This window comes from Salinicoccus luteus DSM 17002 (assembly GCF_000712035.1).
GTDB classification, from domain to species: Bacteria; Bacillota; Bacilli; order Staphylococcales; family Salinicoccaceae; genus Salinicoccus; species Salinicoccus luteus.
This window is the reverse complement of record NZ_JONV01000007.1, coordinates 204093-217623: the sequence shown is the minus strand read 5'-3', so window position 1 is coordinate 217623 and position 13531 is coordinate 204093. Positions and strand designations below refer to the sequence as shown.

The following is a 13531-nucleotide window of genomic DNA, read 5'->3' as shown; positions in this document are numbered from 1 at the left end:
TACTAAAGACATATGTAAATTAGTATCTAATGTATGTTTCCTTAAAAACTCCATATGCCTATAGTTGAATAAATAAATGAAAATTCTGATTATTATTGGTATCGCTTACAGTGGGGTGATGCAGCGTTTGTGCAATTACTTGGGTATCAGGGAGGATTCAGATGGATGAAAGCAGGAATTCACACTGCTGCTGCAGTGTGAACCGGAGTGACATCATGGTAATGGATGAAGAAGTGGCATCTCATGATGCAGGAAATGAGTACCGCGCATCTTCAGGGAATGGGACCGCGACAACAGTTGAACAGGTGTACATACCAGGCGGCTCGTTCCTGATGGGCACGAACGGCAGAGAGGGCTATCCGGATGACGGCGAGGGGCCGGCAAGACGGGTGAAGGTCGATCCGTTCCATATGGACGTGCATGCTGTAACGAACGAAGCATTCAGTGCCTTCATCAACGACACCGGTTATGTGACGGAAGCGGAATGGGAGTTCGCAGCCCGTGGCGGTCTGGAACAGAGGCTGTACCCATGGGGGGGTGAACTGGTGCCGGACGGTGAACACCGTTGCAACATCTGGCAGGGGGAGTTCCCGAAGACGAATACAAAAGCCGACGGCCATGCGGGGACAGCGCCTGCCCACTCTTTTCCGCCCAATGGCTATGGTCTCTACAATACCGTTGGCAAAAAAGTCGTCTACAGCAATCAGCGGTTCTCCCCGGAGGAATACAAACTGGATGACATCGGTGTCACACTCTATAGGAATGGTGAAGCCGCAATACGCGGTGTCAGTTCATTCGTCATGGACCATCCTGCAAATTCGGTCGCTGCCCTGACAAAGATGCTCCATGAAAGGGACGGCACAGGCCTGAAGCGGGGAGGCCTCATACTGACGGGCGGCATTACGGAGGCTGTTCTGCTGTCGAAGGGGGAACATGTCGTGGCGGACTTCGAAGGCATGGGTGAAGTATCCTTTGATGTCAGATAGGAATGGATGGAGAGCGGGTTCCCTTATGGGACGGGCTTTTGTTTTGTGGAAAGACATGTGAGCACATATCTTTAAATTATCTCTAATTCGAGATATTATATGGATATTAACACTTGGAGGGATTTTATTATGAAGAATGAAGGTCTGCTTGGTATCCACCACGTGACGGCAATGACGGACGATGCCGTGAGGAACTATAAGTTCTTTACAGAGGTTCTTGGAATGCGCCTTGTGAAGAAGACGGTGAACCAGGATGATATCCACACCTACCACACGTTTTTTGCAGATGATGTCGGTTCGCCGGGAACGGATATGACGTTTTTCGATTTTCCGAACAATCCGAAAGGGTCACCGGGGTCGAACTCGATCTATCGGGCGGCATTCAGGGTGCCGGATGATGCGGCGATCGAATACTACAGGGACCGCTTCGATGAATTCGATGTGAAGCACGATGGCATCCAGGAGCTCTTCGGCAAGAAGGTGCTGCCGTTCGAGGAAGCGGATGGCCAGAAGTATCAGCTGATCTCCGACGAGCACAATGAAGGCGTTGCACCTGGAACCCCGTGGAAGAATGGCCCTGTACCGGAGGACAAGGCGATATATGGACTCGGTCCGATCGAAATCCGGGTCAGCTACTTCGATGACTTCAAGAAAGTGCTGATGGACGTCTATGACATGAAGCCGGTTGTAGAGGAATCGGATGTGGCATTGCTTGACGTCGGCGAAGGCGGAAATGGTGGCCAGGTCATTCTCAGGAAAGACGAATCCGGCTCTGCAAGACAAGGGTATGGTGAGGTCCACCACGTGTCATTCAGGGTCGCGGACCATGACGTGATCAAGAAATGGGAAGAGAAGTACAACCAGCTCGGCATGACCCATTCGGGCAATGTGGACCGCTTCTATTTCGAAGCCCTGTATACGCGTGTCGGGCATATCCTCATCGAACTGTCCACCGACGGCCCGGGATTCATGGATGATGAACCGTACGAAACGCTCGGCGAAAGCCTCGCACTGCCACCTTTCCTTGAGGAAAGACGCGAATATATCGAAGACCAGGTCCGTCCATTTGATACGAAACGTTCTAAATAGATTTAGGGAGTGTTATCAATGAAGCATATATACAATGAAAATAAAAAAGGTGCACCGGTATTCGTACTGCTGCACGGCACCGGCGGTACGGAGCATGACCTCCTGCCGCTCGCAGGCATGCTGGATCCGGAGTATAACGTGCTCAGCGTAAGGGGCAATGTCTCCGAGAATGGCATGAACCGCTACTTCAGGCGCCACGGGGAAGGGCAGTATGATGTAGAAGACCTCAACTTCCGCGGCAAGGAACTCCATGACTTCATCGTGGAAGCCTCAAATGATTATGGCTTCGACCTCCGTGATGTCATCTTCGTCGGCTTCTCCAATGGCTCGAACATCGCCATCAACATGATGCTCAGGGAGGATACCGACTACAGAAAGGCAATCCTATTTGCGCCGCTCTATCCTGTTGCAGTCGAGCATGATAAGGACCTCAGCGGGGCAGAAATCTTCCTGTCCATGGGCAAAAACGATCCGATGGCACCTGAGGAGGAGAGCAGGCGGGTCGTGGACCTGTTCAAATCACGGGGTGCTGATGTGGCCATCACATGGGTCAACGGACACAGTCTGCCGCAGGAAGCTGCGATGAAGGCGAAGGAATGGCTGAAGGGCTAGGTTATCATTTCCTTTATTTTATGAATGGGTGTATAATGGTTGTGAAATAAATAACAATTAGGAGGGCTTTATATGCGTGCAGCAGTATTTCACGATGCAAAGGATATTCGCGTAGAAGACGTTGAAACACCGGAAATCAGTGAAGGTAAAGTTAAGGTCAAAGTTGCCTGGGCCGGCATTTGTGGCAGTGATCTCCATGAGTATAACGCTGGTCCCATCTTTATCCCGAAAGGGGAAGCATCTCCGATGACTGGCAGAAAGGCACCGTTGACCATGGGTCATGAGTTTTCAGGTACTGTGGAGGAAGTCGGTGCAGGTGTTGAAGGCCTTAAGGCTGGAGACAAGGTGACGATCAATCCGCTTATCACCCAGGAAGTGCATGACGAACCGCTTGTCGATATGTACAAGGGATTCACTTTCGTAGGCCTCGGCAGTGACGGTGGCTTTGCCGACTATGTTGTTGTAGACAGGAAAAATATAGTGAAACTTGAAGATGACACTTCCCTCGAGCTCGGTGCACTTGTCGAACCGACAGCAGTTGCCCTTCAGGCAATCCGGGAATCCGAAATGCAGTTCAGCGACTCCGTTGCGGTATTCGGGGCAGGTCCAATCGGACTGTTGACGATCATTGCCGCCAGGGCTGCGGGTGCAAAGGACATCTTTGCATTCGACCTCAGTGACGAACGTCTTAAGAAGGCAAAGGAAGTCGGCGCGACACATGTGGTCAATTCCGGTAATGAAGATCCGATCGATTATATTCATGAGTACTATCCCGACGGTGTCGACCGGACATTCGAAGTGGCTGGTGTCGGTGTGACAGTCGACCAGTCCATCCAGGCGACACGTGCGCGCGGCATGGTGACGCTCGTCTCCATCTTCGAAAAACCGATTGAATTCAATCCGATGTCCCTCACCGCAAGCGGTGTACGTATCGCATCCACTCTGGCCTACGAGCCGGACATTTTTGAGGCGACGGTCAAGATGATGGAAAGTGGACAGATCGATCCATTCCCGGTCATCACCGACCACATCGAATTGAACGAAATCGTCGACAAGGGATTTGAGGCCCTGCTGAATGACAAGAGCCAGTCCAAAATTCTTGTGAAACTCAGTGGCGACAAGTAAATTCCAATATTATTTTCCCAGGGCAGGAGTGCTATCACTCCTGCCTTTTCTTATAACAGTATTATTATAGTCAACCTATGGTTTACTTCGGTGACATTTGTTTATATATTGGTGATACATATTCCTTACGTATTTATTTATGATAGAAGCAGGATAGGAGTGAGGTAGTGAACGATATGAATGTGGGCCAGAGCATCTTCAACAACAGAAAGCAGATTGGGTATACGCAGGCGGATATTGCGGAATTCCTGAACATCAGCAAGGCGGCTGTTTCAAAATGGGAGAAGGGGCACTCCCTGCCTGAGATCAACTATCTGGCACGCCTGGCAGTGCTGTTTGATGTCACGATTGACGACCTGGTCAATTATTCACCCCAGCTTTCCAAAAAGCAGATCAGAATAATTTATCACAGGCTTGCCGGCATGTTCGAAACGGAAGACTATGATGATGCACTGGAAGCGGTGCGCAGCCATGCCCATCGCTACTACAGCTGCTATCGCCTGCTGACCGTACTGACGGGGTTGCTGATCAATCATGGTTATCTCGCCAAGGACAAGACGGAAACATTCGCTCTGGCCAAGGAGTTCATTGAACGGGTGCTTGCACATTCCGACTCGCTGCATCTCAAGGAACAGGTCACATTCTTCAGGGCCATGATCCATCTGATGGAGCAGCAGTCGGAAGAAGCGATCGGACTGTTGTCCGACTCCACTTTGCCCAAGCTGCCGGTGAGTACCCTATTGGCCCAGTCCTACCAGATGCAGGGAGAAATCCAGAAATCCAAAGCCGTCCTGCAGATTGAAGTGTACCAGTATATCGTTTTCATCATCGGGGACTTTACCATGATGATGCAGGGCGGACTCTACGATGATCTTGAGGAACTGGTTTCAAGGGGTGAAGCCATGGACGAAGCGTTTAATCTCAAGGCGCTCCATCCGAACTCGATGCTGAACTTCTATCTTGTTGCGGCGATGCAGCTTGTCGATGACAGGAAGCGGTGCATCCATTATCTGAATGCATTTTTGGAATCTGTAGGAAATCTGACGAACGACTATTATCTGCACGGGGATGAATTTTTCACGGAAATCGATGAATGGGTGGCGGACTTCGATATCGGGAAGGATGTACCGGTGAATTTTGGCGTTGCCAGGGAGCAGTTGCTGGGGGTTCTTATGGACAATGGTGTCTTTTCGGAATTGAAGGATGATATAGAGTTCAAAAATATCGTTCATAAATTGAAAAATATCGTGGAGGCGAAAATAACATGAATATGGATGTACAGGAATACCTGCCGTTTTTGGTTCCGCTGCTTCTGCTGCAGCTGGTACTGATGCTGACTGCACTGGTGATGATCATCAGACAGGAGCATTTCAAATATTTGAATAAGGTGGTCTGGATCATCATCGTGCTCGTCCTAAATATCATCGGACCGATCCTATACTTCGTACTGGAGCGGAGATGACATGGGCATACTGAAGATTGAAGGATTGAAGAAGGCGTTCAATCAAAAGACGGTCATTGAAGCACTAAACCTTGAAGTCACGCAGAATGAAATCTATGGATTTATAGGAAGCAACGGTGCCGGCAAGACGACGACGATGAAGATGGTGCTGGGGCTTTTGAAGTCCGACGGTGGAGAAATATACGTCTGCGGTGAAAAGGTCCGGTTCGGCGATACGCCGACGAACCGTCATGTCGGCTATCTGCCGGATGTGCCGGAGTTCTACACCTACATGAACGCAGAGGAATATTTGAAGCTGTGTGCAGACATCACCCAGATGGGAAAGGCGGAGCAGCGTGAACGGATCGATGAACTGCTCACCCTTGTCGGCCTCCACGGGGAGAAATCGAGGATCCGGAACTATTCCCGGGGCATGAAACAGCGGCTCGGGATTGCACAGGCGCTGATCCACCGTCCGAAACTGCTGATCTGCGATGAGCCGACGAGTGCCCTCGATCCGAAAGGACGGATGGAGATACTGAAGATACTGAAGGAAATCACAAAGGAGACGACGGTCATCTTCTCGACCCATATACTGGGTGATGTCGAGCGGATATGCGACAGGGTGGGCATCCTTTATGACGGAAAGATCGTGAAGGAGATCGACATGTCCCGGGGGCCGCTCGGTGAAAAGGGGATTGTCGTGGAGCTCGATCAGGAAGCCTACGGAAAAGTGGCCCCATTGCTTGAGATGCACCATGCCGGCGGATCGGAATATATCATAGAAAACCACTCCCTGCGTGAAATCTATAATGTGCTGCATAAGCATGAAGTCTATCCGGAAAGAATAGTGAAGGAACGGAAATCGCTTGAAGATGTGTATCTGGAGGTGACCACATGAACCAGATGCTGCCACTCTTCAAAAAGGAGTTCATCGAATCCTGGCGCAATTTCAAGTTCGCAGCGATTCTCATCGTGTTTGCCATCATCGGGATATTGAGCCCATTCACGGCGCTCATACTGCCGGATATCCTCGGCATGGTGATGGACGATTCCGGCATTACGGTCGAAATCCCCGAATCCACGACACTGGATTCATATATGCAGTTCTTCAGCAACATGAACCAGATGGGACTGGTCATCTTCGTCATCGTATTCGGCAGCATCCTCACCCATGAGTTCAGCCGCAATACACTGGTGAACCTCGTGACCAAGGGGCTGAAGCGGACGAATGTGATTGTGGTCAAAGCCCTCTTCCTCATGCTCGTGTGGACAATCGGGTATGCCTTGAGCGCCCTGGTGGCCTATATGTATACGATCTACTACTGGGATGAGCCGGTGGACCATCTGGTGCTGGCGTTCGCCATGACATGGGTATACGGGCTGTTCATCATCAGCCTCATCCTGCTTGCCTCGACGCTGTTCACTAATAGCTTCATCGCAGTGCTGTTCAGCGTGGTGGCGGCCGTCATCGTAATGCTGATGGCGGGCATCCATCCGGACGCCGCGGCATATCTGCCACAATATCTCATCGGAAATAATGTAGGCCTACTTGCCGGAGAAATCGATCCGGAGGATGTGCTGGGGTCCATGGCCATCACTGCAGTGCTGAGTCTGGTGTTCATACTTTTGGCCATAATCAGGTTCAAAAAGGTGCCGATGAACTGATATTTAAAAAAAGATGAAAACCTCCGAAAGCAGATTTGATCTCTGACTTATCGGAGGAGGGGATAGCAGCTTGGCAAGTGGCCATTAAGGACTTGCCTAAGCTCTCTCCAATCGATTTTAGAGTAAAGATAGCCTAATGAAGGTGTTTTATCTTTGTCTCATACTGCTAGGTCAGTCTAATCCAGTGAACTAGTTTATAAAAGTACCCAGGCATACAATATAGTTACGATTGTCCCTATTTACGAGAAACCGATTAAACTGAATGAAATTGTGGACAAATGAATCGAAGTATAATTGTGTGACAGGAGCTACTCTAAAATCCTATTGAGATTGGTTGAAAAGAAATAGGATAAGCTTTAAGCAGAGACAACCTTTATGGGCTATTTCTTTTTAATGGAAGGCGAGTGCTTCAATTTTTAATAATATTTTACAATGTATATGGGAAAATTTAGTATGATATTTTTTACCTAGAGTATAATGTTAGGCAAATTTTGAAACAAAAGTACAGGGGGTTATTACTTGAACAATAATAGGATAGGTTTTATAGACACAGGACTATTAATAGCAACGTTTACAGCTATTTCTTATTTTATTGCATATTCTTATGAAAAAGCATATCTATCTTACTTTGGGTTCGGTGAGTTCAGTGTGTTATCTGTATCAATAACAAGCTTAGTAACTTCATTAGGTTCCATGGTGATAATACTTTTAGCTTTAGCTTTGGCTTTCATCGGATTTAAATCGAATTTAAAAGTTATAGATAATCCGATTATAGTATTATTCTCTAGATATTTTTTCTATTTTTTTTGTATTTTAATTTTCCTATTATTTTTTAGGTTTCAATATATATTTTTTTTCACAGTAGTTATCATCTCTTTTCTAGCTGTAATATACGTGACGCCTCTTTTTAAATATAGAAAGACAAAAGGTTATATGAACAAAGTGAGGGAAAAGATTAAAGATCTTGACGAAGAAGCTAAAGAAAATCTTTTGGAAGGTCTTCATTTAAGGTGGAATTACTCAATTTTGAATAAGATTATGGTTGCTGCTATAATTTGTTTCTTTGCTTATTATATCTCTAGTGCAATGGGATATTATGCTGCATTAAGTAAAGAAGAATTTTACATAACAGAACTTGAAAATAGAGAATTAGTTGTTTTTAAAATCTATGGAGATAGTGCAGTAGCCGCTCCTTTTGACACAGAGACTGCTGAATATTCAAATTCCCTTATTGCAATAAAGATTGTAAGTGATAGTAATAATATAATTGAGTTTGATAAAAGAACCTTTAATGGGGGGATAAAAGTTAGAAAGTAACTGAAGACAAGTGTGTCATAGAGAGCATTGCATGAATAAAAAATTCAAGTTCAATTAAGGATATCTTTCAATGTTTATCTTAATTAAAGTTTAGGTGATTGTTTACAGGTTGGTAATTTTTCGAATATAGCTATAGCAAAAAGGACTGCCGACAAAACTAGCGACAGTCCTTTTTGCTATACAGCTATATCCTAATATGGATCGGATTCGTGTCCTTTATCGACTGCGTCTTCAGCAGCCTGCTGCTGGGCGGCAGTGCCCTTGCCATATCTGGATTTCTCTCCAGCTTCACGGCCGGGCATTTCGGTGTCGTCGCCCATCTCCTGCATTTCCTTCACTTTTGCTTCGATGCCTTCCTTGACGCGGCGGCCGTATTCTTCGTCCGCCTGCGTGAAGTGGTGGACCATGGCCTCCTGTATGCGCTCGTCACACTGTGAGAGTACATTAGAGAGGTTCTTGATCAGTTCATCGCGTTCCCAGTCCTCGAAGCCACGGTACGTCTCACCGGCCTGGCCGTAGTTGTTCGGACGGTCGATCGGCTTCGTCATCGCCGCAGCGTTGTATGTCGGCTGATGCTGTGGTGCCTCTTCAGGCGCCTCCTCGAGACCGCCGGTCATGGATGGTTCATAGTTGATGCTCGGATCCCTGCTGCCTTCGCTCGGATCACGATGGTCGAGCTGTCCGCGGTGCTGGTTTGTGCGTACGTTGGTCTTCGGCCTGTTGACAGGCACCTGCAGATAGTTGGCACCGACACGGTAGCGCTGCGTATCGGAGTAGGAGAATGTACGGCCGATCAGCATCTTGTCGTCGGAGAAATCCATGCCGTCGACGAGTACACCGGTACCGAATGACGCCTGTTCGATCTGGGCGTGGAAGTCCGTCGGATTTTCATTAAGCACCATGCGTCCGACCGGCTTCCAAGGGAACTTGTCCTCAGGCCAGAGTTTCGTATCATCGAGTGGATCGAAGTCCAGTTCCTCATGATAGTCATCCTCCATGATCTGCACGAACAGTTCCCACTCAGGATAGTTGCCGCGTTCGATCGCCGTGTAGAGGTCCTGTGTCGCATGGGCGACATTCTGGGACTGGATATCGTGCGCTTCCTCCTGTGTCAGGTTGCGGATGCCCTGTTTCGGCTCCCAGTGGTATTTGACGAGGACCGCTTCGCCCTTGTCATTCACCCACTTGTATGTGTTGACGCCGGAGCCCTGCATATGCCGGTAGGAGGCCGGGATGCCCCAAGGCGAGAACAGGAATGTGATCATGTGCGTCGCTTCCGGAGAACGGGAGACGAAGTCGAACATCCGTGTCGGATCGGGCACATTGGATACTGGATCTGCCTTGAAGGCATGGATCATATCCGGGAACTTCATGGCATCACGGATGAAGAAGATCTTCAGGTTGTTGCCGACGAGGTCCCAGTTGCCGTCCTCCGTATACATTTTCACAGCGAAACCCCGTGGATCGCGTTCGGTTTCAGGAGAATCCTTGGCACCTGCGACGGTGGAGAAGCGCACCATGAGCGGCGTCTTCTTGCCTTCACCGGAAAATACTTTGGCGCGTGTATATTTTTCCACCGGTTCATCGCCGACTTTGCCGTATGTTTCAAAGTAGCCGAATGCACCGGTTCCCCGGGCGTGCACCACACGTTCCGGCACTTCTTCGCGGTCGAAGTGCGACATCTTTTCAAGGAAATGGTAGTTCTCCATCGTCGCCGGTCCCCGGTCGCCGATGGTGCGCAAGTTCTGGTTATCTGTGACGGGACGGCCCTGCCGGGTCGTCAGCGTATCGCGTTCCGCCTCTTTTTCTCGTGGAATCTCATTTTCTTTCTGATAGTTCTTATCTGCCAAAATCAAAACCTCCTATAATATAGTTCTTGACCAATTACGGAAAGATGATGCTTGGAAAAATATCAATCAGAACAGTCCGCAGTTTATACTGATTCCAATTTGTACAGTTACAATTATAGTGTCAGAACAGTCTGAAATCAAATGATATGAAGGATATGCATGCCGAATTCAATTCCTATAAGAAAACTAAGATTTGGTGTTGACTTTGGATATGTGATGGGATATATTAGTCATCATAACTTAATAAATTCAGAAAATTCTTATCAAGAGAGGTGGAGGGACTGGCCCTTTGAGACCTCGGCAACAGACCGTATGTGAACTGTGCCAATTCCAGTAGCGACTTGCTAGAAGATGAGAAGGGATGTTCTATTCTATAAATAAAGCCCCTCTTCTTATCTACAGGAAGCAGGGGCTTTTCACTATCAAAAATCGGAGGTATGAACATGTCAAAAAAACAGATCCATCTCAACGGATTCATCCAAAATTCACCGTCCCCCCATTCCACGGGATTATGGAAGCATGAAAAGGACCAGGGCACGGGCCACAACCGTCTGGAATACTGGATCGACACGGCGATGACACTCGAACGCGGCAAGTTCGATGCCCTCTTCATCGCAGATGTGCTGGGCACATACAGCGTCTATGGAAACACCCATGATGCAGCGGCGCAGCACGCCGTCCAGCTGCCCGCCCATGATCCGACGCTCGTGATTCCTGCCATGGCGGCCGTCACAAAGCACCTCGGGTTCGCCCCGACGATCTCAACTACATATGCACAGCCGTATTCACTGGCGCGCCAGCTGTCGACGCTCGACCATCTGACAGAGGGCCGGGTGGCATGGAATGTCGTGACATCATACCTGGAGAGTGAAGCCGTCAACATGGGGCTCGAAGAGCGGCTGCCGAAGGAGATGCGGTACAACCGGGCGGATGAATTCCTCCAGGTCGTGTACAAGCTCTGGGAGGACAGCTGGGAGGCGGACGCCGTCCGGTATGACAGGGAGAATGACACATTTGCAGATCCGGACAAGGTGCATATGATCAACCACCGCGGCGAATTCTTCAATGTGCCCGGCCCGCATCTTGTGGAGCCTTCCCCCCAAAGGACGCCTGTGCTCTTCCAGGCGGGCGCATCGCCGAAGGGACGCGACTTTGCAGCGAAGCATGCGGAAGCGGTGTTCACGAAGAACCATTCGCTCGCGGCGCTCGCGGCCTACGTGAAGGATATCAGGGAGCGCACGGTGGCCCAGGGCAGGAATGCGGATGACGTCAAAGTATTTCCGATGATCCTGCCGATCATCGGGGAGACCGAGGCGGAGGCGTATGAAAAGTACGAATCGCTCCAAAACAGCGTGAGCTATGAAGGGACGGCGTCACTCCTGTCCGGCCATACGGGCATCGATTTCTCCCAGTATGATCCGGACCAGTACATCGAAGACATCGAGACGGAGGCGGTGCAGGGGAACCTCGATATGTATACGAAGGACCCGAACCGCAAATGGACATTGCGGGAGGCCATCAAAAACCACGGACTCGGCAATGGCACCGTAAAGTTCATCGGTACACCGTCACAGATTGCGGACCGGATTGAGGAGTGGGCGACAGAGGGCGACGCAGACGGCTTCAACATCGCCCAGACCTATTCGCCGGGAACGTTTGAAGAGTTCGTCGACCTTGTCGTGCCTGAATTGCAGGCGCGCGGCATCTATCGCACGGAGTATGAGGGCGAGACCCTCAGGGAGAACATGTTCGGCAAGGGCAGAAAGCACCTGGCAGACAATCATCCGGCGAAAAGACCAAGCCTTGCGGGCCAATGGTACTGATTAGGGAAAGGAGACATACATGGAACAGATCACCCTATATACTTGGATCGGCTTTTCCGCATTTCTGGTGCTGATGCTTGCGGTCGGCTATCTGAGTTCGAAGAAAATGAAGACCATCGGTGACTTTGCGACAGGCGGCGGCAAGCTTGGTCCGTATGTACTGGGCTTTTCATTCGCAGCAACCTATTTGAGCGCCGCAACGTTCCTCGGGTACCCGGGGTGGTCCCATGAGTGGGGGCTGTCCAACCTCTGGCTGTTCCTCGCCATGATCGGCGGCGGACCGATCGGGGTGCTCATGGTGGCCAAAAAGGTGCGGAAGCTGAACACGAAGCAGAAATCCCTTTCCCTGCCGGACTGGCTGGGGGATTTCTACAAAAGTGACATCCTCAGGGTGGGGACCGCCCTCATCCTCCTGTTCAACATATTCTACATCGCCGCCCAGTTCGTGGCGGGTGCGAGAATATTCGAGTATCTGCTCGGCATGTCCTACACGACCGGGCTCATCCTCATTGCAGTCATTGTCGTCGTCTATGTATTTGCAGGCGGGGCACTTGCCGACATATATACCGATGCCATCCAGGCGGTGCTGATGGCGGTCACAGCCGTCGTCATATTCATCTCGGGAATCGTCATCTTCTGGCGCGGGAGCATTGCGGATACATTCTCCGGCATTTCGGGCGACCTTGCTGCACAGAACGAGAATCTCGTGGCGGTATTCAACCCCGAATCCATGCACTTCTATTCCTTCGGGGCGGTATTCGGCGCCATCGCCATCCAGTGGGCATTCGCCTCCGCCCCGCACCTGTTCAATAAGGTGCTCGGACTGAAGCATGAGAAGGACCTCGGGAAGATGATTGCGACCTACGTCGTCGTCGCCTCCCTATGTGTCCTTGTCCTCTTCGGCGGCCTGTACAGCCGGGCGGCGCTCGGCGATTCGGTCGCTGCAGCGGACCTGGCACTTGTGGACTATATCATCTGGGCGTTTCCAGCCATCTTCGTCGCCTTTTTCGGCGTCGTCATACTGGCTGCCGCGATGTCTACGACGGACGGCATCTTCGTCTCCATTTCGACGGTATTTGCCAATGATATCTTCCTGAAGTTCCTGGTGAAGCGGGGCATCGTCAAAGTCAGCGACGAAAAGGCGCAGCGGATGGCCTTCCAGATCAGCCGGATGACCGTGCCGGTCATCGGCCTGCTGGCACTCCTCATCGTCATCCGTCCACCCGAATACATGGGGGACGTCATGTGGATCGGCATCTCCGGCATCGCCGCCGGCACGATGGGGCCAATACTGCAGGCGGTCTATGCGAAACGGAAGGCACCGGCACGGGCTGCCGAACTGTCGATGATTGTGGGACTCGGTTCCTACCTGTTCCTCTATTTCAGCGGCATCATTCCGAGTACGATGTCGGCAGGGGCTGTGGCCACCTTCATCGGCATCGCCACCATCAACATCGCCTCATGGGTGCTCCGCCCGTCCATGGAGGCGAGACCAGCAGAAGAAGGAGGGTCCTGATGTTCGTCAACGAAATGCTGTCCATCTGGCTTTACGGCTTTATCGGTACATTATCCTTCATTGGGCTGTTCATATGGAAGGGCTATATGGAGGACCGCTAGAAG

At 50.2% G+C, this 13531-nt stretch carries 12 protein-coding genes and 1 riboswitch; of the genes, 11 read left to right on the top strand and 1 reads right to left on the bottom strand.

What is annotated here, in order from left to right; genetic code table 11:
- Positions 1–161 precede the first annotated feature (161 nt).
- From BO53_RS0103755 to BO53_RS0103715, 9 genes are all read left to right on the top strand, one after another.
- A complete protein-coding gene (locus tag BO53_RS0103755) occupies positions 162–986 on the top strand; it encodes an SUMF1/EgtB/PvdO family nonheme iron enzyme (RefSeq protein WP_031545584.1) in 825 nt (274 codons plus the stop codon).
- 129 nt (positions 987–1115) lie between these two features.
- A complete protein-coding gene (gene mhqE / locus BO53_RS0103750; protein WP_031545583.1) occupies positions 1116–2075 on the top strand; it encodes a ring-cleaving dioxygenase MhqE in 960 nt (319 codons plus the stop codon).
- An 18-nt stretch (positions 2076–2093) separates the two neighbouring features.
- Positions 2094–2687 carry an alpha/beta hydrolase gene (locus tag BO53_RS0103745; RefSeq protein WP_031545580.1) on the top strand — a complete coding sequence of 198 codons (594 nt, stop codon included), beginning with the start codon at positions 2094–2096 and terminating at the stop codon, positions 2685–2687.
- Positions 2688–2759: 72 nt separating this feature from the next.
- Positions 2760–3812: a 2,3-butanediol dehydrogenase gene (locus tag BO53_RS0103740; RefSeq protein ID WP_031545578.1), complete on the top strand. Its 1053-nt coding sequence runs from the start codon at positions 2760–2762 to the stop codon at positions 3810–3812.
- 176 nt (positions 3813–3988) lie between these two features.
- The gene (locus BO53_RS0103735) at positions 3989–5080 is read left to right on the top strand and encodes a helix-turn-helix domain-containing protein (RefSeq protein ID WP_245608193.1); all 1092 of its coding nucleotides are present in this window, start codon (positions 3989–3991) and stop codon (positions 5078–5080) included.
- Complete coding sequence (locus BO53_RS0103730) at positions 5077–5274, top strand: PLDc N-terminal domain-containing protein (RefSeq protein WP_031545574.1); 198 nt, start codon at positions 5077–5079, stop codon at positions 5272–5274. Before BO53_RS0103735 ends, BO53_RS0103730 begins: the two co-directional genes overlap by 4 nt.
- A gap of 1 nt (position 5275) precedes the next feature.
- Complete coding sequence (locus BO53_RS0103725) at positions 5276–6154, top strand: ABC transporter ATP-binding protein (RefSeq protein WP_031545572.1); 879 nt, start codon at positions 5276–5278, stop codon at positions 6152–6154.
- Positions 6151–6921 (top strand): ABC transporter permease, encoded by a 771-nt coding sequence (locus tag BO53_RS0103720; RefSeq protein ID WP_031545570.1) that lies wholly within the window; start codon positions 6151–6153, stop codon positions 6919–6921. The genes BO53_RS0103725 and BO53_RS0103720 overlap by 4 nt, the downstream gene beginning before the upstream one ends.
- A gap of 519 nt (positions 6922–7440) precedes the next feature.
- On the top strand, positions 7441–8238 hold the full coding sequence (locus BO53_RS0103715; RefSeq protein ID WP_031545568.1) for a hypothetical protein: 798 nt from the start codon (positions 7441–7443) through the stop codon (positions 8236–8238).
- A 191-nt stretch (positions 8239–8429) separates the two neighbouring features.
- On the opposite strand, the gene BO53_RS0103710 is transcribed toward BO53_RS0103715, so the two are convergent.
- Entirely contained in the window at positions 8430–10088 is a 1659-nt protein-coding gene (locus BO53_RS0103710) for a catalase (RefSeq protein WP_051682999.1), read from the bottom strand.
- Between the two features lie 257 nt (positions 10089–10345).
- Positions 10346–10446: riboswitch (SAM riboswitch) on the top strand.
- An 85-nt stretch (positions 10447–10531) separates the two neighbouring features.
- On the opposite strand from BO53_RS0103710, the gene BO53_RS0103705 reads away from it, so the two are divergent.
- Both BO53_RS0103705 and BO53_RS0103700 read left to right on the top strand, forming a co-directional pair.
- Positions 10532–11911 carry an LLM class flavin-dependent oxidoreductase gene (locus BO53_RS0103705; RefSeq protein WP_031545564.1) on the top strand — a complete coding sequence of 460 codons (1380 nt, stop codon included), beginning with the start codon at positions 10532–10534 and terminating at the stop codon, positions 11909–11911.
- Between the two features lie 19 nt (positions 11912–11930).
- Positions 11931–13427 (top strand): sodium:solute symporter family transporter, encoded by a 1497-nt coding sequence (locus BO53_RS0103700; RefSeq protein ID WP_031545562.1) that lies wholly within the window; start codon positions 11931–11933, stop codon positions 13425–13427.
- Positions 13428–13531 lie beyond the last annotated feature (104 nt).

Bases quoted from the DNA above. Each gene is read 5' to 3' on its own strand.
- BO53_RS0103740 (WP_031545578.1), top strand. From the start codon at position 2,760: ATGCGTGCAGCAGTATTTCACGATGCAAAGGATATTCGCGTAGAAGAC.
- BO53_RS0103730 (WP_031545574.1), top strand. From the start codon at position 5,077: ATGAATATGGATGTACAGGAATACCTGCCGTTTTTGGTTCCGCTGCTT.
- BO53_RS0103705 (WP_031545564.1), top strand. From the start codon at position 10,532: ATGTCAAAAAAACAGATCCATCTCAACGGATTCATCCAAAATTCACCG.
- BO53_RS0103755 (WP_031545584.1), top strand. From the start codon at position 162: ATGGATGAAAGCAGGAATTCACACTGCTGCTGCAGTGTGAACCGGAGT.
- BO53_RS0103700 (WP_031545562.1), top strand. From the start codon at position 11,931: ATGGAACAGATCACCCTATATACTTGGATCGGCTTTTCCGCATTTCTG.
- BO53_RS0103735 (WP_245608193.1), top strand. From the start codon at position 3,989: ATGAATGTGGGCCAGAGCATCTTCAACAACAGAAAGCAGATTGGGTAT.
- mhqE (WP_031545583.1), top strand. From the start codon at position 1,116: ATGAAGAATGAAGGTCTGCTTGGTATCCACCACGTGACGGCAATGACG.
- BO53_RS0103725 (WP_031545572.1), top strand. From the start codon at position 5,276: ATGGGCATACTGAAGATTGAAGGATTGAAGAAGGCGTTCAATCAAAAG.
- BO53_RS0103745 (WP_031545580.1), top strand. From the start codon at position 2,094: ATGAAGCATATATACAATGAAAATAAAAAAGGTGCACCGGTATTCGTA.
- BO53_RS0103720 (WP_031545570.1), top strand. From the start codon at position 6,151: ATGAACCAGATGCTGCCACTCTTCAAAAAGGAGTTCATCGAATCCTGG.